The 20,797-nt window shown below is 65.6% G+C and carries 19 protein-coding genes; 5 read left to right on the top strand and 14 right to left on the bottom strand.

Translation table 11 applies throughout. The features are described from left to right. Positions 1-52 precede the first annotated feature (52 nt). Positions 53-871, top strand: a complete 819-nt coding sequence (locus ABE528_RS02075; protein WP_346652008.1) for an AraC family transcriptional regulator — start codon at positions 53-55, stop codon at positions 869-871. A gap of 61 nt (positions 872-932) precedes the next feature. After that, on the top strand, positions 933-1,547 hold the full coding sequence (locus ABE528_RS02070; protein WP_346652007.1) for a LysE family translocator: 615 nt from the start codon (positions 933-935) through the stop codon (positions 1,545-1,547). Here ABE528_RS02070 and ABE528_RS02065 read toward each other — a convergent pair. After that, complete coding sequence (locus ABE528_RS02065) at positions 1,495-2,220, bottom strand: metallophosphoesterase (RefSeq protein WP_152957529.1); 726 nt, start codon at positions 2,218-2,220, stop codon at positions 1,495-1,497. The genes ABE528_RS02070 and ABE528_RS02065 overlap by 53 nt on opposite strands. Before the next feature lie 74 nt (positions 2,221-2,294). Between ABE528_RS02065 and ABE528_RS02060 the strand changes: the two genes are divergently transcribed. Beyond that, entirely contained in the window at positions 2,295-2,810 is a 516-nt protein-coding gene (locus tag ABE528_RS02060) for a DUF3016 domain-containing protein (RefSeq protein WP_346652006.1), read from the top strand. A 78-nt stretch (positions 2,811-2,888) separates the two neighbouring features. Next, a complete protein-coding gene (locus ABE528_RS02055; RefSeq protein ID WP_346652005.1) occupies positions 2,889-3,623 on the top strand; it encodes a carbon-nitrogen hydrolase family protein in 735 nt (244 codons plus the stop codon). 21 nt (positions 3,624-3,644) lie between these two features. On the opposite strand, the gene ABE528_RS02050 is transcribed toward ABE528_RS02055, so the two are convergent. The 8 genes from ABE528_RS02050 to ABE528_RS02015 form a co-directional block, all read right to left on the bottom strand. Further along, positions 3,645-4,145, bottom strand: a complete 501-nt coding sequence (locus ABE528_RS02050) for a methylated-DNA--[protein]-cysteine S-methyltransferase (RefSeq protein WP_346652004.1) — start codon at positions 4,143-4,145, stop codon at positions 3,645-3,647. 78 nt (positions 4,146-4,223) lie between these two features. Then, positions 4,224-5,870, bottom strand: a complete 1,647-nt coding sequence (locus ABE528_RS02045) for a fatty acid--CoA ligase (RefSeq protein ID WP_346652003.1) — start codon at positions 5,868-5,870, stop codon at positions 4,224-4,226. Positions 5,871-5,881: 11 nt separating this feature from the next. Further along, entirely contained in the window at positions 5,882-7,651 is a 1,770-nt protein-coding gene (locus ABE528_RS02040) for an acyl-CoA dehydrogenase C-terminal domain-containing protein (protein WP_346652002.1), read from the bottom strand. After that, a complete protein-coding gene (locus ABE528_RS02035) occupies positions 7,644-10,109 on the bottom strand; it encodes an MMPL family transporter (protein ID WP_346652001.1) in 2,466 nt (821 codons plus the stop codon). Before ABE528_RS02035 ends, ABE528_RS02040 begins: the two co-directional genes overlap by 8 nt. Further along, positions 10,109-11,086: a YCF48-related protein gene (locus ABE528_RS02030; protein ID WP_346652000.1), complete on the bottom strand. Its 978-nt coding sequence runs from the start codon at positions 11,084-11,086 to the stop codon at positions 10,109-10,111. The genes ABE528_RS02035 and ABE528_RS02030 overlap by 1 nt, the downstream gene beginning before the upstream one ends. Before the next feature lie 22 nt (positions 11,087-11,108). Then, on the bottom strand, positions 11,109-12,467 hold the full coding sequence (locus ABE528_RS02025; protein WP_152957537.1) for a DUF1329 domain-containing protein: 1,359 nt from the start codon (positions 12,465-12,467) through the stop codon (positions 11,109-11,111). Positions 12,468-12,505: 38 nt separating this feature from the next. After that, positions 12,506-14,461, bottom strand: a complete 1,956-nt coding sequence (locus tag ABE528_RS02020) for a DUF1302 domain-containing protein (protein ID WP_346651999.1) — start codon at positions 14,459-14,461, stop codon at positions 12,506-12,508. A gap of 86 nt (positions 14,462-14,547) precedes the next feature. After that, positions 14,548-15,114 (bottom strand): alpha/beta hydrolase, encoded by a 567-nt coding sequence (locus ABE528_RS02015; RefSeq protein WP_346651998.1) that lies wholly within the window; start codon positions 15,112-15,114, stop codon positions 14,548-14,550. 179 nt (positions 15,115-15,293) lie between these two features. Here ABE528_RS02015 and ABE528_RS02010 point away from each other — a divergent pair, with 179 nt between their 5' ends. Continuing rightward, on the top strand, positions 15,294-16,304 hold the full coding sequence (locus ABE528_RS02010; RefSeq protein WP_346651997.1) for an AraC family transcriptional regulator: 1,011 nt from the start codon (positions 15,294-15,296) through the stop codon (positions 16,302-16,304). Here the strand turns inward: ABE528_RS02010 and ABE528_RS02005 are convergent. The 5 genes from ABE528_RS02005 to ABE528_RS01985 form a co-directional block, all read right to left on the bottom strand. After that, entirely contained in the window at positions 16,301-17,311 is a 1,011-nt protein-coding gene (locus ABE528_RS02005) for a putative sulfate exporter family transporter (protein ID WP_346651996.1), read from the bottom strand. The two genes, ABE528_RS02010 and ABE528_RS02005, sit on opposite strands and share 4 nt — an antisense overlap. Beyond that, positions 17,308-17,634, bottom strand: coding sequence for a Rieske 2Fe-2S domain-containing protein (locus ABE528_RS02000; protein WP_152957541.1), 327 nt, complete (start codon positions 17,632-17,634; stop codon positions 17,308-17,310). The genes ABE528_RS02005 and ABE528_RS02000 overlap by 4 nt, the downstream gene beginning before the upstream one ends. Continuing rightward, positions 17,631-18,284 carry a DsbA family protein gene (locus ABE528_RS01995; protein ID WP_346651995.1) on the bottom strand — a complete coding sequence of 218 codons (654 nt, stop codon included), beginning with the start codon at positions 18,282-18,284 and terminating at the stop codon, positions 17,631-17,633. Before ABE528_RS01995 ends, ABE528_RS02000 begins: the two co-directional genes overlap by 4 nt. Then, a complete protein-coding gene (locus ABE528_RS01990) occupies positions 18,281-19,585 on the bottom strand; it encodes an MFS transporter (RefSeq protein ID WP_346651994.1) in 1,305 nt (434 codons plus the stop codon). The genes ABE528_RS01995 and ABE528_RS01990 overlap by 4 nt, the downstream gene beginning before the upstream one ends. 135 nt (positions 19,586-19,720) lie before the next feature. Next, positions 19,721-20,773, bottom strand: a complete 1,053-nt coding sequence (locus ABE528_RS01985) for a 3-keto-5-aminohexanoate cleavage protein (protein ID WP_152957543.1) — start codon at positions 20,771-20,773, stop codon at positions 19,721-19,723. Positions 20,774-20,797: the final 24 nt, after the last annotated feature.

The following is a 20,797-nucleotide window of genomic DNA, read 5'->3' as shown; positions in this document are numbered from 1 at the left end:
ACGGTCAAGCGCCCGCCGCTGCTAAGCTGGCCAGCTGATCGAGGACCCTGTCATGCCCACTGCCCGCTCCCAGCATTGGCGCGACCCGGCACTGCCCTGGGTGGAAAGCCGCCGCGCCTGCCATAGCCGCGCCTGCTACAAGGCGCACAGTCACCCGACCTTCTCCATCGGCGCGGTGGATGCCGGCAACAGCTGCTTCACAGGCGCTGGCGACGGGCAGGAGCGCCTCACGCCGGGTACCCTGGTGCTGGTGCCGGCGCAGCGGGTACATGCCTGCAACCCCGTGCCTGGCCAAGCCTGGAGCTACCAGATGCTGCATGTGGATGCTGCCTGGCTGGCGCAGTGGCGGCTGGAGTCAGGGCTCGCCGCAGCCAGGCCCGGTGCCCCTGCGCGGATCAGCCGGGACCCGGCGCTATACCGTGAATTCTGCGCGCTGAACGACCTGCTCTTTTCCACCGCCGGCGTCGGCGAGAAAGAAGCGGCGCTACTGGCATTCCTGGGGGATCACGATTTTTCGGCGCAACCGGCATCGCTCGCGGCCCCCGCGCCTGTGTTGCGGATGCCGACCTTGCGGGGGCTGATCGAACACATCGAAGCGCAGGACCTGGCGCAACTGAGCCTGGAACGCCTGGCCAGGCAAGCAGGCCTTGGCCGCTACCAGCTGATCCGTGCATTTCGCGCCGCCACCGGGCTGACACCCCATGCTTACCTGCTCAATGCACGGGTCAACCGTGGCCGGCTGCTGCTGCGTGACGGCCTGGCGTTGGCCGAGGTTGCCTACCAGCTGGGGTTTGCCGACCAGAGCCACTTCCAGCGGGTGTTCAAAGCCCATGTCGGGGTGACGCCGGGGCAGTACCGCCACGCGCAATAATCTTCAATACCTGTGCCAGAGCAGCCTCCAGACTGCGGCTTTGTTCCCGAGACAGCCCAGCATGGAGCAGTTCCTGATCGTCGCCCTCGCCCACTTCCTCGCCCTGCTTTCACCCGGCCCGGACTTTTTCCTGGTTGCCCGCACCTCGGTAGCGGCAGGCTGGCGCGTGGCCAGCGGCGCCTGCCTGGGCATCGCCTTGGCCAATGGCCTGTTCATCGCCATGGCCTTTGCCGGCCTGGCCATTCTGCGCCAAGGCAGCGTGCTGTTCCTCACCCTGCAACTGGCCGGTGCTGGCTACCTGCTGTACATCGGCCTGCTGTTCCTGCGCCATGCCGGTAAAAACGAGCTGACAGCCGTTGCTGGGCCGGGCGCGATCAAGGGTTGGTGGCGTGGCCTGGGCCTGGGCTTTCTGTCAGGGGCGCTGAACCCGAAGAACGCGCTGTTCTACGCCAGCCTCGCTGGCATGGTGGCCAGCAGCAGCGCCGGCTGGAAGTGGCTGTACAGCGCGTGGATGTTCAGCATCGTGCTGCTGTGGGACCTGCTGGTGGCAGCGGCCATCGGCAATCAACGCCTGCTGCGGCGCTTCGCCCATGCCCTGCCGTGGCTGGAACGGGCCTGCGGGGTCATGCTGATGGTGCTGGCCGTGGCGCTGCTGATTCATCTGCTGGCGGGCTGACCAGGCGCAGGCTGGCAAGGTCCATCAGGCTGAAATGGCCGCTGGCCCAGCCGCCGGTATCCAGATGCCAGACGTTGCCCAACTGCTTGGCCCGCAATACCGGCGTATGCCCTACCAGCAAGGCGCGCAAGCCTGCCACGAGCTCGGTGTTGCCATCCTTCAGGCGTTGACGCGACCACTGGCACACCTCGCGAACGCCAGCGTCGTCATCGAACAGCAGGCTGTTGCGCAATTCGCTCCAGTCGTTGAACGGGCTGTCGGCATGCAGCAGGCCGATCAGGCCGGAGTGGGTCTGCACTTCCAGGGCAATCGGCAGTTGCAGGAACCGTTCGACGAAGACCGCCTGCTTGTCGCGGGGCATGTCGATGAACCAGCCACCACCTGCGGCACGGTACATCTCCAGATCCAGACGCCCGCCATGCAGGCAGGTGATCGCCAGCGACTCGTGATTGCCCTGCACGGCGTGAAACCAGGGCTGCTCAAGCCACCACAGGCATTCTTCGCTGTGCGGCCCGCGGTCGACCAGGTCGCCGACGCTGAACAGGCGGTCCACTGCGGGGTCGAAAGCTGCTGCGTCCAGGCATTGCTCAAGCCGCCGAAAATGCCCGTGGATATCACCCACGGCCAAGTCACGCCCCTTGCTGTTGGCGGCTAACCGCCGAAACCGGCTCATTACAATGTTCCTCTGCTGGCGCGCCGCGGCCGGCGTAAAATGAAGCGACACGCAGCCCGCCCCGGAGGTGCATCATGCGTAACGCTCTTGTGTGTGCCGTGCTCATGGCGCTGTCATTCAACAGCATGGCACAAGGCACCCCGCCTGCGCAGGTCGAGGTGCGTTTCGACCACCCGGAAAAGTTTCGCGACGCCAGCCTCGATGGCCCTGGCTATGAACGCGGCGCCGATCCCTACGTGATGAAGACCCTGACCGAATACCTGCAGAAACTCGGCCAGCGCTACCTGCAGCCCGACCAGCAACTGGTCATCGACATTCGCGACGTCGACCTGGCTGGCCGTTACGAGCCATGGCACAGCCAGGCCTACGATGTGCGCTTCATGCGAGACATCACCTGGCCGACCATCGACCTGAGCTACACCCTGCACCAGCCTGGCAAGCCCGACCAGCAGGCCAAGGAGCGGGTCAGCGACAAGATGTACCTGAGCCGCCCGGGCCGCGCCGCCCACAGCAGTGACCGCCTGTACGCGGAAAAGGCCATGCTCTACGACTGGTTCCGCCAGCGGTTCGCGCCGCATTCGACGTCCTGAGGCAACCCTTTGCTGGTACAGGCGAGTGTGTCGGGGGTATGCTCGGCCCTTCGACCTGTACCAGGGAAGGGACGCACCATGAAACTCTGTGCCGTACAACTGGCGTCGCGCAAAGGTGACCTAGCCGGCAACCTCGCCCGCCATCTGCGCTGCATCGAGCAAGCCGCGGCACTGGGCGCGGAACTGGTGGTGTTCCCGGAACTGTCGTTGACCGGTTACGAACCGACCTTGGCACGCCAGGTGGCCCTGCCGCTGACCTCTGCCCGCCTTGAACCGTTGCAGGCGCTTTGCGATCAGCTGGCAATCAGCGTGGCCGTGGGGTTGCCACTGCCGACCGCAGAAGGAATACGCATCGGCATGCCCATCCTGCGCCCGGGCCAGCCGCCGCTGGCGTATGCCAAGCAACGCCTGCATGACGATGAACGGCCGTTCTTCACGCCCGGCGATCAACCCCTGGTGTTCGCGTCGGGGCCGCTGCAGATCGCCCCGGCCATCTGCTATGAGTCGATGTTCATCGAACATGCCGCCCAGGCCCACGGGCTGGGTGCCGAGCTGTACCTGGTCAGCGTGGCCAAGACCGCCAAAGGCATGCGCGAAGGCAACGAGCATTATCCGGAGGTGGCACGCAGCTTGGGCATTCCGGTGTTGCTGGCCAACTGCGTCGGGCCGGCCGACAACTTCATCGGTGCCGGCGGCTCGGCAGCCTGGGACAGCCAGGGCAACCTGCTGGCAGCGCTGGATGACAAGGCCGAAGGCCTGATCCTGCTGGATACCAGCAGCAACATTGCGCTCGGTGTGCCGCTGTCTGCGTGAGGGACAACTGGCGCAGATTGTTCAGAGGTCCAAAGCCAGGCTCTGCCGCCCTTCCAACGCCAGCAGATACTGCTTGGCCGGCAAGCCCCCGGCAAACCCGGTCAGGCTGCCGGACGCGCCGATTACCCGGTGGCACGGAGCAATGATCGAGATCGGATTGCGCCCGTTGGCTGCACCCACCGCGCGCACGGCACTGGGGTTGCCGATCTGCCGGGCGATGTCGCTGTAGCTGCGGGTCTGGCCAAAGGGAATGGTCAGCAGGGCCGCCCACACCTGGCGCTGGAATTCGGTGCCGGCAAAGTCCAGCGCCAGTTCAAAGTGCTGGCGGGTGCCAGCGAAGTACTCACCCAGCTGGTGGGCCGTTTCGCGCAGCATCGGGTGGCGGTCATCGCGGTGCAGATCGCCAAGCCGCACGCGGTTCTCGCGTTCCTCCTGCCACAGCACAGCGGCGAGTCGCTCGCCGCGTGCGACCAGGGTCAGGGTGCCGACCGGGGACGGCATCAACGTAAAGGCGCTGGACATCTGAGCTTCCTACGGCAAACCAGTTTCAGCGCACTTTAACGTCGCTCGCCCCCCGCTGCATCCGCTTTCTTGCGCAGGTTATTCGGTGAGTAGCGACTGTCGGATCAATTTCTTGTCGACCTTGCCCACGCTGGTTTTCGGGATTTGCTCGACACAACGTATCTGCCGCGGAATCGCCCACTTGTTCAGCTGGCCGCTGGCAACAAAAGGCTGCAGATGCTCGGCCAACGCCGCCGCATCCAGCTGCCGACCGTCGCGGCAAACCAGCAGTGCCAGCGGCTGCTCGCCCCATTGCGGGTCCGGCACGCCGACTACCGCCACCGCCTCGACCGTCGGGTGCTGGCTGATCAGGCTTTCCAGTTCGACCGAGCTGATCCACTCGCCACCGGTCTTGATCACATCCTTGATCCGGTCGCGGATGCGCACCACGCCACCTGCGTCGACGGAGGCCAGGTCACCGGTGTGCAGCCAGCCACTGCGCCACAGCGCGGCGCCTTGCTCCGGTTCCTTGAAGTAGCCCTGGGTCAACCATGGCGCGCGCACCACCACTTCACCCAGGCGCTCGCCATCGTGTGGCACGTCATTGCCGGCGTCATCGACGATACGCAGGTCCACCAGCACGATCGGCACGCCGGCATTGATGCGCAGCGGCACCTGCTCGGCCATGGGCAGCGCCAGGTCCTGGGCGTTCAGGCGGGTGACGCTGAGCAGCGGGCAGCTTTCCGACATGCCATAGCCGCAGTGCACGCGAATACCGCGGTTGCTCGCGCGCTGCGCCAGCCCCACGGTCAGTGCGCTGCCACCGAGCAGCATCTTCCAGCCGACCAGGTCGGTGCGCCGGCCCTCGTCGCAGTCGAGCATCATCTGCAGCACGGTTGGTACACAGTGCGAGAAGGTTACACCCTCCTCCCGGTACAGCCGCACCAGGCGGTTGGGCTCGTAGCGCCCCGGGTAGACCTGCTTGATGCCCAGCGCCGTGGCCACATAGGGCACGCCCCAGGCATGCACATGGAACATCGGCGTGATCGGCATGTACACATCGCCTTCACGCAACAGCGGTTCGCCGCCGCAGGCCGCCAGGGTGGCCTGCTCGGCCAGGGTGTGCAGCACCAGTTGGCGATGGCTGAAATAAACGCCCTTGGGCAGGCCGGTGGTACCGGTGGTGTAGAACAGCGTGGCCAGCGAGTGTTCGTCGAAGTCGGGGAAGTCGAAGCGGGTGCCCGCCGCGTCCAGCAACGCCTCGTACTCGCCCAGGGTGGGCAGCGTCGGCTGGTCGCAGGCGCCATCGCTGAGGCGGATGAAGCCTTGCACGGTCGGCAGTTCATCGCGCAGCTGCGCCATCAGCGGCAGGAAGTCGTCATGCACCAGCACCAGCCGGTCTTCGGCATGGTTCATGGTGTAGCGGACCTGCTCGGCGGACAGCCGCACGTTGACGGTGTGCAGTACAGCGCCGAGCATCGGCACGGCGAAGAAACATTCCAGGGCGCGGTGGCTGTCCCAGTCGAGCAAGGCGACGGTGTCGCCTGGCCTGACCCCGGCCTCGGTGAGCACGTTGGCCAGGCGCTGGATGCGTTCGATCAGCGTCGTGTAGCTGTAGCGCAGCGTGTCGGCATAGACGATTTCCTGGTTCGGCTGGTAACGCACGCCCGACAACAGCAGGCGCTTGATCAGCAGCGGGTAGCCATAGGCCTGTTCGGCGGCCGGCATGATACGGGTGGTGGTCATCGCGGCATCCTTCACAGCAGGTCGGCATCGAGCAGGTAAAGGCTGTGGCTACCGGCCTTGACGCTGGCGCTCAGCGATTGTGTACGCGGCAGCAGGCGCGCGAAGTAGAAGCGTGCGGTGGCCAGCTTGCTCTGGTGGAACGGCTCGGGCTGCGCGGTGTTCAGGGCGACCTCGGCCATGCGTGCCCACAGGTAGGCATACAGCGTGTAGCCGAACGCATGCAGGTATTCCACCGACGCAGCGCCAATCTCCCGAGGGTTGCCCTGGCCGCGGTCGAGGACCCAGGCCGTCAGGTCATCGAGCTCGTTCAGCGCCGCCAACAGCGGAGCTGCGAATTCGGCGGTCAGCGCCTCGGCGAAGGTGCGGATCTCCGTCGACAGCAGGCGGTACGCCTGGCCGCCATCGCCCAGCAGCTTGCGCCCCACCAGGTCGAGGGCCTGGATGCCGTTGGCGCCTTCGTAGATCTGGGTAATGCGGCAATCGCGAATCAGCTGTTCCTGGCCCCATTCGCGGATGTAACCGTGGCCACCGAACACCTGCTGGCCATGCACCGTGGTTTCCAGGCCCATGTCGGTGAGGAAAGCCTTGGCCACCGGGGTCAGCAAGGCCACCTTGGCCTCGGCCAGGCGACGTGCGTCGGCATCCTCGCTGTACTTGGCCAGGTCCAGTTGCAGCGCCACGTAGGTGGAAAATGCCCGCCCGCCTTCGTTCAGGGCCTTCATGGTCAGCAGCATGCGCCGCACATCCGGGTGCACGACGATCGGGTCGGCGGCCTGCCCGGGCGCCTCGGCGCCGGTCGGGGCGCGGCCCTGCTGACGGTCGCGGGCATAGGCGATGGCGTTCTGGTAGGAGCGCTCGCCCAGGGCCAGGCCCTGGATACCCACGCCCAGGCGCTCGTAGTTCATCATGGTGAACATGGCATTGAGGCCCTTGTTCGGTTCGCCGACCAGGTAACCGATGGCGCCGTCGAAGTTCATCACGCAGGTGGCCGAGGCCTTGATGCCCATCTTGTGCTCGATCGAGCCACAACTGACAGCATTGGCCTCGCCCAGCGCGCCATCATCGTCGACCAGCACTTTCGGCACCAGGAACAGGGAAATACCCTTGGCCCCAGCAGGTGCGTCAGGCAAACGGGCCAGCACCAGATGGATGATGTTCTCGCTCAGGTCCTGCTCACCGCCGGTGATGAAGATCTTGGTGCCGCTGACCCGGTAGCGGCCATCGGCCGACGGTTCGGCACGGGTGCGCAGCAGGCCCAGGTCAGTACCGCAGTGCGGCTCGGTCAGGCACATCGAGCCCGTCCAGCGCCCTTCATACATCGGTGGCAGGTAACGCGCCTTGAGCGGCTCGCTGGCGTGGTTGAGCAGTGACAGGCAGGCGCCTGCGGTGAGCATCGGGTACAGGCCGAACGACAGGTTGGCCGCGTTGAGCATTTCTTCGAGCTGGGCGCCGATCACTTTCGGCATGCCCATGCCGCCATATTCCGGGGCGCCGGCCACACCCACCCAGCCATCTTCGGCAAACGCCCGGTAGGCGTCGGCAAAGCCATCCGGGGTGATTACGCGGCCGTTTTCCCAACGGCAACCCTGCTCGTCACCACTGCGGTTGAGCGGCGCCACCACGTCGGCAATCAGCTTGCCGGCCTGCTCGAGCACGGCCCGGGCGGTGTCGGCATCGACCTGCTCGGCCAGCGCCGGGGTCTGCGCCCACCAGGCCGGGATATCGAACACTTCGTTGAACAGGAAATCCATGTCGCGCAGTGGCGGAAGGTAATCAGACATGAGGCGAACACTCGGTTTCTTGGGTTGACGAACGTGACGCGGCACGGGCCCGGCTTGCCGCCGGGGCGCCATGGCCACGCAAGAGGAAGTGCGACAGCGCCGGGATCAGCACCAGCGCGCCGAGCATGTTCCAGAGGAACATGAAGGTCAGCAGCAGGCCCATGTCGGCCTGGAACTTGATGGGCGACCAGGCCCAACCGACCACGCCAGCGGCCAGGGTGATGCCCACCAGGCCGACCACGCGCCCGGTGAAGGCCACGGCCTTCTGGTAGGCCTGGGCCAGCGGCAGGCCGGCACGCTGGTGATGCAGCTGCACGCTGAGCAGGTACAACGCGTAGTCGACGCCAATGCCGACACCCAGGGCGATCACCGGCAAGGTGGCGACCTTGACACCGATGCCCATCGCCACCATCAGCGCTTCGCACAGCAGTGAGGTGAGCATCAGCGGCAGGATTGCCACCAGGGTGGCGCGCCAGCTGCGGAAGGTGAACAGGCAGAACACGGTAACTGCCAGGTACACCAGCAACAGCATGCGGTGGTTGGCCTCGCGCACGACGATATTGGTCGCGGCCTCGATACCGGCGCTGCCGGCGGCCAGCAGGAACTGGTGATCGTCGCCACTGTTGGCCTGGGCGAAGCGCTCGGCGGTGGCGGCAACTTGCGCCAGGGTGTCGGCACGGTGGTCCTTGAGGTAGGCGATCACCGGCATCAGCGAACAGTCGTTGTTGAACAGCTCCGGGGTGTTGACCGAGGCCTGCTGGGCCGCGTAGTTGAGCACGTCCTGGTTGCGCTGCAGGCTGTTCAGGCGCGGGTTGCCCTCGTAGGTGCCGGCGGTGATCTGGCGCACTGCGTTGGCCAGCGACAACGTGGTCTGTACCCCGGGCAGCTGTTGCAGCTCCCAGGCCAGGCGGTCGGCCAGCACCAGCGTCTGGTAGCGCAGGCAGCCTTCGGCGGGCGTCTTGACCATCACCGCGAAGGTGTCGCTGCTCAGCGCGTAGTGGCTGGTGATGAAGGCGTTGTCGCGGTTGTAGCGCGAGTCGGCGCGCAGCTCCGGGGCACCGCTGTCGAGGTCGCCGATCTTCAGCTGCAGGCTGCCCCACACACCGACGGCGCTAAGGGCCACGGCCACCAGCAAGGCGCCCGTGGCCCACTTGCGTTCGGTAAAGCGGTCGAGCAGGTCCCACAAGCGGCCAAAGCCACGGTGCTGCGCCGCACGGGCATCGATGTACAAGGCGCGCTCGGCGGCCTTGCGGCCAACGCCGACATACGACAGCGCCACCGGCATCAGCAGCAGCGAGGTGAAGATCAGCACCGCCACACCGATGCTGGCGGTGATGGCCAGGTCCTGGATCACCGGGATATCGATCAGCATCAGCACGGCAAAGCCCACCGCGTCCGCCAGCAGCGCAGTGACCCCGGCCACGAACAGGCGGCGGAAGGTGTAGCGTGCGGCGATCTGCCGGTGGGTACCACGGCCGATGTCCTGGAGGATGCCGTTCATCTTCTGCGCGGCGTGGGACACGCCGATGGCGAAGATCAGGAACGGCACCAGGATCGAGTACGGGTCGATGGCATAACCCAGCCAGGCAACGATGCCCAGCTGCCAGACCACCGCGGTCAGCGAACACAGCACCACCAGCAAGGTGCTGCGCACGCAGCGGGTGTACAGGTAGATGATCACCAGGCTGGTGACCACGGCCAGGGCAAAGAACGCCATTACCTGGATCAGCCCGTCGATCAGGTCGCCCATCAGCTTGGCGAAACCGATCACGTGGATCTGGTACTGGCCGCTGGCCTGGTACTGGCTGCGCAGGTGTTCGAGCTTTTGCGAGAAGGCGTGGTAGTCGATGCCTTTGCCGGTGGCCGAATCCTGGTCCAGCAGCGGCACGATCAGCATGCTCGACTTGAAGTCGCGGGCCACCAGGCTGCCGACGATATTGGCGCGCTCGATGTTCTGGCGCAGCTGCTCGATGTCGGCGGCGCCGCCCTGGTAGCCGTCAGGCATCACCGGGCCGCCCTGGAAGCCTTCTTCGGTGACCTCGGTCCAGCGCACCGCCGGGCTCCACAGCGACTTCATCCAGGCACGGTCGACACCGTCGCTGAGAAACAGCTCGTCGTTGATCTGGCGCAGGGTCTGCAGGTAGTCGGGGTCGAAGATGTCGCCGCGGGTGTTCTCCACCACCACCCGCACCGAGTTGCCAAGGCCGCGCAGCGACTGGCGGTTTGCCAGGTAGTTCTGGATGTAGGGGTGGCTCTGCGGCAGCATTTTCTCGAAGCTGGGGCGCAGCTCCAGGCGGGTCAGTGCCATGTAGCCGAGCACCAGGGTGGTCAGCAGCATGCACAGCACGAAGGCCAGGCGGTGGTTGAACACCAGGCGCTCCAGGCGATTGCCCGAACGCGGGTCGAAGTCGGCGAGGTTGTGGATCACCGGCAGTGGGTCTTGGCGGATATCGGCCATCAGGGTCTTCTCTCGTCGAAGGTACGCACGCCCCGCTCGCCCACCAGTACCAGGCCGGTACCGGCGTCGTCGGCAAGCGCGGTCACCGGGCCACGCGTGGCTTGTGGCTGCGGGCTGAAGCTGGCGCCGCCGTCGCGGCTGAGCAGCAGGTCGCCGGCCTGGCTGGCCAGCCAGACCTCGCCGCCTGCGCCAAGGCTGGCCGCCGTGAGGCTGGTCTTCACCCCGCTGCTGACCGGTTGCCATTGCTGGCCGCCGTCACTGCTGCGGTAGGCATTGCCGCGCAAGCCGTAGATCAGCAGCAGGCCGGGTTTGCCGACGGCACCGAACAAGGTGCCGGCATACGGCGTGGGTACCTGCTCGAAGCGTTGACTGGCGGTATCCAGCTTGAGCAGCAGGCCCTGCTCGCCAGTGATGTACAGCGCGTCACCGACTGGCGCCAGGCTGGTCAAGTGCAGGCCTTGCGGGTTGTCGCTGTGGTCCTGCCACGGCAACCAGTGCTGGCCACCGTCCTCGGTGCGCAACAGCAGGTTGAACAGGCCCACGGCATAGCCGTGCTGGTCATCGCTGAACCACACATCGAGCAAGGTGCTGTCGGTGCCGTCGGCCAGTGCTCGGCCATCGAGCTGCTTTTGCCAGTGCTGGCCGCCGTCACGGCTGTGCAACACCACACCGTCATTGCCCACTGCCCAGCCGTGCTCGGCAGTGGGGAAGCTGACCGCGTTGAGGTCGGCGCTGACCGGCACCTGGGCCTGCTGCCAGTGCGCGCCATGGTCGTCGGAATACACAATGTGCCCGCGCGGGCCCACCGCCACCAGGCGCGCACCGGCCTGGGTCACATCACGCAGCGCACTGGCTGCGGCCAATGCACTGGGCATCGCCGGCAGGTCCAGCACGTCGGTGAAAGGCGCCGCCTGGGCCGCGCCTTGCAGCGCGCCCCAGAGCAGCATCGCCACGCTGCATCGTTTGAAGACAGACATTGCCTACCTCTGCGCCATGCGCTCAGCGAATGCCATTGCCGGCCAGCGATTCAGGCGACCACTGGGCCTTGGACAGCGGGTCGATGTAGCGGATGCCGCCGTAGGCGCCGACCACGCCGTTGAGGTTGTAGGTGCCACCGACCAGGTCGTAGATCATGAATGGCGTGGCATCCGGGGTCTGCTTGTCGTAGCTCTGGGTCAGGAAGGCGAACGAGCCACGGTACAGCTGGCCGCGGGCGTCATACTGGTCGGAAGCCAGGGCCACCCAGCTGTCCTCGTCGAGGTAGAAGCGGCGCTTGTGGTAGATGTGCCGCGCACCGTCCTTGAGCTTGCCTTCCACTACCCACACGCGATGTTTTTCCCAGCGCACGAACTGCGGAGCGAGGTGATTGGGGGTGATCAGCTGCTTGACGTCGGTGTTGTAGGTCAGCTGGTAGGTGTTGTACGGCACGTACATTTCCTGCTTGCCGACCAAGGTCCAGTCGTAGCGGTCCAGGGCGCCGTTGAAGACGAACACGTCATCGTAGGTGCCGGAGCCCGAGGTGCCTGGGTTGGGCGTGTCGTAGGCCAGGTTCGGGGCCAGCTTGACCCGGCGCTGCCCAGGCAGGTACTGCCAGGCGCTGCGCGGCTGCACCAGCGGGTTGGCGGCATCGCGCAACATCATCGCTTCACCGGCGCGGCGGGCGGGGCCGGTGTACACCAGTTTCATCTGGTAGTAGGTGTCCTTGGCGCCGATCGGCTTGTTCATGTCTTCGTAGATCGGGTAGCTGATGTTGGCCTGGCCGGTGGTCGACAGCGTGGGCTTGCCCGCCGCGTCGACGTTCCACGAGTCGTATTTGGCGGTCATGCTCACGCCCTGGTAGCGCAGCAGGAAGTTCCACATCGCCTCGGCGCCGTTCTGCGGGATCGGGAACGGGATGCCCGGCAGCACGTTGTCCACCGCAGTGCCGCCCTCCTGGCTCTTGGCGCCGGTGGCGTTCTTCAGGGTGTTGTCCAGCACCGCCTGTGGCAGTGCCACGCTGCGGTGGGTCGGGTAGACATCGACACGCATGGTCGGGAAGCGTTTAAGCAGTTCAAGGGTGGTGGCCGTCAGCTGGCCCTTGTACTGCTCGGCGTTCTTGCCATCGATGACCAGCAGCGGTTTCTCGCTGGCGAACGGGTCGGGGCGCATGCTGGCGCCGCTCTGGTAGCCGGCCGGAGGCGTCAGCAGGCCGCCCTGGTAGGCCGGGATCGAGCCATCGGCATTGGCGGCCTTTTCCGCGCCCAGGGTGGTCAGGTTCTTGCCCAGCTTGGCAGCCTGGTCAGGGGATACCGCGGCGTGGGCGGCGTTGAGGGCAGCCAGCGACAGGCAGGTGGCCAACAGGGTTTTCACGTAGTTCATGATTGTTGTTTTCCTGTGAAGTCTGTGGGGGACAGGTCTCAGAACGTGGTCTTGAGGGTCAGGTACAGGGCGCCACGGTCTTCGGTGGTGGCACCACCGCCGGAGAAGGAGGCGTAGCCGCCGCCGTAGCAGGTGTAGTCCTGTTCGCCGTCGAGGGCGTTCGGCGTGCTGCCGTCGGTCTGGCCATCCTTGCAGGACTGGGTCTTGCCGAAGCTGTCGACGTACTTGAGGTCGACGAAGTACTGGTTGTAGATGGCAGCGCTGACGCCGACCGCATAGTTGCCGGTGTCCTTGGCACCGCCGCCCTGCACGGGCGACACGCCGTCGATGCCGACGTTGACCGACAGCGGCATGCTCATGTCGACACCTGGCATCACCTGGAACCAGGTGGGGGTGAAGTTCACAGCGATACCCCAGTTGTCACGGGTCGGCTGGTCGATGCCGCGGTAGCTGCTCTTGCCCTTGTACAGGGCCTCGTTGTGGCCATCGAGCTTGAGCAGGTTGCTGTAGAACAGCTCGCCGAGCAGGGTTGCCGAGTCGAACAGCGGCGTGTTGCCGATGGTCATCAGGCCGTTGAGGGTCCAGTGCAGGGTTTCACCGGTGGCGCTCAGGCTGTCGCCGTCCTTGGGTACGTCGTAGATCACCCCGCTGCTGGCCAGGCGTGGTGGCAGCAGGCCGAAGCCGCCGCCCAGGCCAGCGGTGCCGGGGGCGCTGACGATGGCCGGGATACTCGCCAGGGGCATGTGCTGGCGAATGTTGAGGTCGCTGCCGACGCTGATGCCGCCGATGTCCTTGGACAGGCTCAGGCCATAGATGTCGATGTCGTCGGAATAGGCAAACTGGTACGTGGTGCTCTGCAGCGAGTTGTACAGGTTGCCGACCGCACCCTGGCGGCCGCCTGGCGGGTTGCCGAACGGCCCCCGGGCCACGGTCATGCCGCGTGCGTCGAGCCAGGCCTGGGGCAGGATCTCGGAAGTCTTGCGGTAGTAAAAGCCCAGCGTGCCGCCAAGCCACTCGGGCGACCACTTGGCCATGACGCCCCAGTCGCCGCTGTTGCGCGGGGTCAGGTCGTCGCCACGGCGGATGGTGGTGAGCGCGCCGCGCACCGGGATCAGCCCGGGGGTACCGGTGTGGCCGAGCAGGAAGCTCTCGGCGCCCTCGCCCACCACGTCGGAGCCGCCATAGAAGGTACCGGCCTCTGGCAGGCGCGCGGCATCCCAGTCAAAGAAATACTGGGCGCCCAAGGTCAGTTCGGGGTTGACCATGAACGACGTGGACAACTGGTTGCGCGGGACGAACAGCTCCTTGGCTTCGGTGCCCGGCGAGGCCGCCAGCTTGGCCAGGTCCAGCCCGGACTGGCCGTAGCTCAGCGAGTGCACCGGGTTGAGCAGGGTTTCACCCCAGAACAGGTTGTGCTGGCCGACTTTGGCGCTGACTTGCGATTGCTCGCCCACATCGCGGCTGAAGAACACGAAGGCATCCAGCACTTCACCGGACGGGCCGCTGTAGTAACGCTGGGCATAGTTGCTCAGGTGCGGGCTGCCCAGCGGCACACCCGTGCCCGGCAGGCCATTGAGGCTGGGGTTGATGCCGGACTGGTCACCGTTGCCGTTGACGAACGGGTTGCTGTTGGAACCGGTGTTGTCATAAGCCTTGTCGTACCAGCTGGCGGTGCTGACGCGAAAGCCGGTGTTGCCCTGGTAGACCACGTCCAGCTCGGTCAGCAGGTCGACCCGGTTGGTGACCGTGGTGCCAGCCTTGCGGAAGTTGTAGTCACCGTCGTTGCTGTTGGGCGTGCCGAGCAGGCGTTTGTCGGCGCTTTCGGTGCGCACGCCATAGTTGTACTTGACCGTGTTGTCGAAGCGCACGGCCCAGTCTTCGCTACCGGTGGTGACTTCGAAGGCTTGCGCGCCGGGCAGGCTGAGCAGGCTGATGGCGCAGGCGAGCAGGCAGCGCTGTGGTTTCACAGCACGGTGAATGCGGTGTTCTGGCATTGCGATGACTCCACTTATTGTTCTTGTTGTTCATGGCCGCCCGTCATCTGCGGGCTTGGCTTGGGCATCCGTGCGGGGTTGGCAGATCAGTGGTCCAGGCGACGAATCAGGTTTTCAGCCAGCGGCCAGGGGCCAAACCCGGCTGCCGGGTTGAGGTGGCCGACCGGCCCCAGGGCGACCAGCTCGCTGCCCCAGGCTTGCGCCATGCCACCTGCTGCATCGAAGCTGGCGAGGTGGTCGTTACTGCTGGCGGCGACGATGCTGGGGAACGGCAGCGGTGCCATCGGCAACGGCGACCAACCCTGCTCGGCGAGGCTTTGCGGGCTGGGGTAATGAGCCGGCCACTGGGCGTGCAAGTCGGGCGGTGCGGCCAGCAAGGCGCCTTTGATCGGCCGCTGATAGCGGGCCGCCCAGTGGGCCACCATCAACACGCCAGCGCTGTGCGCCACCAGCACCACCTCGCCGTCGATCTGTTCCAGCTCGCGCTGGATAGCTTCGACACGGGCGTTGCAGCTAAGCCCGTCGACCTGCAGCGGTGGCACGCTGCGGACCTTGGCCAGGCGCGCTTCAAGCAGGGTTTGCCAATGCTCGCTGACATGCTCGCGCAGGCCAGGGATGATCAGCACGGTGGCGGTGGTTTGCAGTTTTTCCACGTCAGGACCTCGGCTTGGATCGGGTACGAGGTTCACAGTAAAGAGGGGGCTCGACGGGTGCTTCACATTGCGCGTCAGTGACTTTTCATTTGATGACAAGCTGATGTTTCGGGCTTGTGCTTCTCAATTGATGACACGCAGGCTATAAATCACAGACCGCCTGACGGAAAACAATAAAAATGCCAGCCCTAGTCCGTGCCGCCAGCCTGACCAACTACCTCGAAGTGTCCCGCCACGTGGGCCTGAACCCTAACGCCCTGCTCGCCCAGGTGGGCCTTAGCGCTGCAATGCTCGAAGACCCCAACCGGCGGATTCCGGCAGCCAACGTGATTACCCTGCTGGAAGAGTCGGCCCGTGTCAGCGGCTGCGATACCTTTGGCTTGCGCATGGCCGAATCGCGCCAGCTCTCGGATTTCGGCGAGATCAGCCTGCTGCTCAGCCACCAGCGCAACCTGCGCGATACCCTGCAAGTGATCGTGCAGTATCGTCATCTGCTCAACGATGCACTGGCCATCCATGTCGAGGAAGCCGGCAAGACGGTCATTATTCGTGAGGAAGTGATCAACGAGCGGGCGCCGTGCAGCCGCCAGGCCACGGAGCTTGCCATCGGCGTGATGCTGCGCCTGTGCGCGGCGCTGCTGGGTGCCCAGTGGCACCCGATCAGCGCCAACTTCACCCATGCCGCGCCGGCCGACCTGGCCGTCCACCGGCGCATCTTCGGCTGCACGCTGGTGTTCGGCAGCGAGTTCAACGGCATCGTCTGCCCCGCCGCCGACCTCGACAGCGCCAGCCCCCAGGCCAACGAGGCCATGGCACGCCTGGCACGGCGCTACCTGGACACTCTGCCGGCCGGTGGCACGCCGTCACTGGAGCTGGAGCTGCGCAAGACCATCTACCTGCTGCTGCCCATGGGCCGCGCCACCATCGAACAGGTGGCGCAGACCCAGGGCATGAATGTGCGCACGCTGCAACGGCGCCTGGAAGAAGAAGGGCTGACGTTCAAGGACATGATCAACAACGTGCGCCGCGACCTGGTGATGCGTTACCTGGAAAACCCCAGCTATTCGCTGGGGCGCATCGCCGACATGCTCGGTTACTCGATGCCCAGTTCATTCACCCGCTGGTTCATCGCCCAGTTCGGCATGCCGCCCGCCAGCTGGCGGGCGCAGCATGCCGAACAGGCGCCTTAAAGGCCCCAGTGCATCAGGGCCAGTACCAGCAGCACCAGGAACACGCTTTCACCCACCATCAGCGCGATGGGCTTGAGCCCCACGGACGCCAAGGCCTTGAGCTGGGTCTTCATGCCCAGTGCACTGATCGCCACCACCAGGCAGCCACGGGACAGGTCATTGATACCGCCCTGCACCGCCGCAGATACCCACCCCGTGCTGTTGACGCAGGCCAGCAGCACAAAGCCGACGGCGAACCACGGCAGCAACGGCGGACGCTGGCCACCGGCATCCAGGCCCTGGCGGCGGGTGATCATCGCCGCGCAGACAATCACCGGCAGCAGCATGGCCACGCGCATCAGCTTGACCACCGTGGCGATGTCGCCGGTTTCGGTGGACATGCTGTAACCGGCGCCGACCACCTGGGCCACATCGTGGATGGTGGCACCCAGGAATACGCCAGCCTGCCCCGGCGGCAGGTGCAGCCAATTGGCAATCATCGGGTAGAGGATCATCGCCAGGGTCGACAACGCCGATACGCCAATGACCGTGAACAACGTGGCGTGCTCCTTGCGCGGGTGCTGGGGCAACGCTGCCGCCAGCGCCAACGCCGCCGAGGCGCCGCAGATGGCCGTGGCACCGCCGGTCAACAGGCCGAACAAGCGGGAAAAGCCCAAGGCCTTTGCTGCAATCACCGAGACCACGATGGTCACCGCCACCAGCGTGATCACCAGTACTACAGGTTTCCAGCCAAGGCTGGCGATCTGGTCCAGGGTAATGCGCATGCCCAGCAGAGCCACGCCCAGGCGCAGCACCCCGCGGGCGGTGAACTCGATACCGGCCTTGCACGGCCCATCGACGGCAAGGAAGTTCAGGGCCATGCCCAGCAGCAAGGCAAACAGCATGACCGGGGCTGCATAATGCTCGCTCAGAAAGCTCGCCGCCGCGCCCACGATCAGGCTGACCGCAACGCCTGGGGCCAATGCACGAATGCGGTGTTGTGCCGCCGTTATAGCCAGCGTGCTCATTGCCCGCCCTCCTCGTCATTCAGCACGATGAACACCTGCTGGCCCTGACACTCGACCGGGTAGCTGTTGACCTTCAGCGCGGTGGAATTGAGCAGGTAGCCGCTGGCCAGGTCAAAGCGCAGGCCATGGGCGCAGCACTGGATGACCCGCCCCTCCAGGCGCCCGCCGCACAGCGAGGCGCCCTGGTGCGGGCAACTGTCGTCGATGGCGTAAAGGGTATCGGCCACATTGAACACGGCCAGGCTCTTGCCGTGGCTCTCCACCAGCACACGCCCGTTGCGCTCGGGCACCTGGCTCGCGGCCAGGGCGATCCGCCGGCTCATGCCGGCACCTGTATCTGCAGGGCTTCACGCATGGCGGCGAACAGCACTTCGGCAGGTTGCGCGCCGGGGATCAGGCGGCCCCCATTGAAGCGGAAACACGGCACCGCGCTGCCCGCGCGCCCGGCGCCGCCAAGGAACGGGCTGCCATCGTCGCGCAGGCAATCGACCACTTGTGCCACCTGCAGTCCGCAGGACTGGGCAATCGCGAGCAGTACCCGGTTGTCGCCCAGGTCGCGCCCCTGATGGAAGTAGGCAATGAACAGCTGCGCCAGCAGGGTTTCAAGCCGCCTGGCGCTGAGCAGGCCGGATGCACGTTGCAGCAAGCGGTGGGCATTGGCGGTATTGGGCATGCGGCGGATACGCGTGAAGTCGATATCTTCACCGACCACGCTGGCCGCAGCACGCACCTGCGCCTGGCGCTCGCGAACGGCCTGTTCGCTGCCCAGCCGCTGCACATAGAACGCGTGGAAAGGCAAGCCACCGGCGGGCAGGCCAGGCAGCAGTTGCACGCCCTGCCACTGCTGGGTCACTTCAACCTGCGGCTGCTCGCGCTGCAGCAGCAACAGGGCGGCCTGCAACTGGCGCTGGCCGATCAGGCACCACGGGCAAATGAAATCGAAGAACACTTCGACGGACAACGTCTGTTTCACGAACTCAACTCCTCGGTACGGCTGACCGATGCTTGCAGACGTTCCATGTCGCTGTGGTAATGGCGTTTGGCAATGAAGAACACGGCGGCGGCGCCGATGCTCACCAGCGGCACCAGCTGGAACGCGGCGTGCAGACCGATCAGGTCGGATACCCGGCCGGTAATCAGCGGGCCGGTCGCCAGGCCCAGCAGGTTGTTGGCCAGGGTCAGGGTGGCGAACGCCGTGCCATGCACGGCGGCGTGGGTCAGGTTGGCGACCATGGCGCTGGACGGGCCGTTGGTGCCGACGGCGATCATCATGCCCAGGCAGATCAGCACCAGTTGCGCGGTACCTGCCGGCAGCGCGAAGGCCACCGACAACAGCAGGCAGCTGCCCAGGCAATAGCCGATGGCCAGGCTGATCTTGCGGTCCGGGCGCTGGCGGCCCAGGCGGTCACAGAGCATCGCGCAGAGGATCGTGCCGATGCCGCTGCACAACACGATGACCGCAGCAATTGCGCCGGCGCGATCAGTGCCCATGGCGTAGTAACGGTTGAGGTAGCTGGGCATCCAGACGATGACCGTGCCACCGACGAACAGTTGCAGGCCACTGCCGATGTAAGCACCGATCACCGAGCGCGAGCCATACAAGGTGCGCAGCGGGTGGCTGGCCTTGACCTGGGCCTGTTTGGCGCATGTGGGGGTGATGCGCGCTTCCTTGACGATCAGCGGGTAAAGCAGCGCCAGCACCAGGCCGAACAGGGCCATGCCGGCGAACGCCCAGCGCCAGCCCAGGTGCTGGGCCAGCACGCCGCCCAGGGCCATGCCCAGCACCGAGCCGAACATGCCACCGGCCATGAACGCGCCGGCCAGGGTCGAGCGCATGTCACGGGGGAATACCGCCACCACCACAGCGATGCCAACGCTGCCATAGGCGGCCTCGCCGACACCCACCAGGAAGCGGGCAATGAACATCTGCGGGTAGTTTTCCGCCAGGGCGCAGCCCAGGGTCGCCAGGCTCCACAGCACGGCCATCAGCACCAGGCTGCGTACCCGGCCGAAACGGTCCGCCAGCAATGACAACGGAAAGGTCAGCAGGCCGACCATCAGCGCGACGATGCCACTGAGCAGGCCGAGCTGGCTGTCGCTCAGGGCCCATTCACCCTTGAGCAGCGGGAAGACGGCGTTGAGCACCTGGCGCGACATGTAGTCGGAAATCAACAGGCCGAAGGTCAGGGCGAAGACGACCCAGGCGTAACGCCGGGGCACGCTGAGCGCGGTGTCGGTGCCGGGTGCTTCGGCACTGGCGAGATAGGTGGCCATGGTGCCTCCTCGGAGTATCTGGCGTGGGTGATGTTCTTGTTGTTATGGGTAACAGCCAAAAGCTTTACTGCTTGTTCTGGCCCTATCGCCGCGGTTTGTCGCCACGACAAGCCGGCGATAGGGCCGGACCTGCTATCAGGCCCGCTGCGGCACGCCCTTTTGCCCCGGCTGGCGATTGGGCGCCATGCCGTTGGCCTTGAGGGTCTGTTCGATGCTGCTGTACTGCTCGCCAATGCGGTAGATGGCCCGGGCCTCTTTGCCGTTGGCCACTTCACGGCCCAGTTCATGGGCCACACGTACGGTCTGCTGGATCTGCTGCACCGAGCCGAAGCGCTTGCCGTGCTGGTCGATGATGGTGTCTTCGTTGCCGCAGCGTGGATGCAGGCCCATGGCCAGGGCCATGGTGTTGAACGGCAGCACGTTCTTGAGCAGCGATTCGGCAGTCAGCGTGCAACCATCCGGCGCGCGGTGGATGAAGTTGAAGAAGTTGAACGGGTTGGGGCCGTCGAAACCGCCACCGATACCGATCCAGGTCAGGTTCAGCGGGCCCATGTAGTCGCCACGGCGAACGATGCGCTCAAGGGTTTCCAGGGCATGCATGCCGGTCAGCTGGAAGTGCGGCTGGATGCCACTTGCCTGCAAGCGGCGCAGGTGTTCGCGGACCCAGGCCGGGCCGGCGGGCACGGTCATCTCGCTGTAGGCAGCGTGGATCGCCGGGTGGGCCAGGGAGGTGCCTTCCAGATATTCCGGATACAGCAGCTCCATGATGTTCATCTGCGTGGTGTTGATCGCCACGGTCACCTGGTCAGGGCGTGGGGTCAGTTCGGCGAGCATGTGCCGGGTGTCGTCGGACAGCCACTTGGCCGCCTCGCCTTCGCCCTCGGGGGCAAAGGAAATCGAGCCGCCGACCTGGATGATCATGTCTGGCACGGCTTCGCGCACGCCGGCAATCAGCTCGTTGAACTTGGACAGGCGCTTGGAGCCCTTGCCGTCCAGTTCGCGCACATGCAGGTGCAACACGGTGGCGCCGGCTTCATAGCAATCGACCGCCTTCTGCACCTGCTCGTCCATGGTCAGCGGAATGTCTTCGGGGAAGTCCTCGGGCATCCACTCCGGGCCATACGGGGCGACGGTGATCACCACCTTTTCCATGTTTTCCGGGTGCAACGAATCGTCGAAGAATTGCATGCAGTAGTCCTCGCTATTGTTATT

It is taken from the genome of Pseudomonas sp. TWI628, from assembly GCF_039673865.1.
Classification (GTDB): domain Bacteria; phylum Pseudomonadota; class Gammaproteobacteria; order Pseudomonadales; family Pseudomonadaceae; genus Aquipseudomonas.
This window is presented reverse-complemented; position numbering and strand designations above follow the sequence as displayed.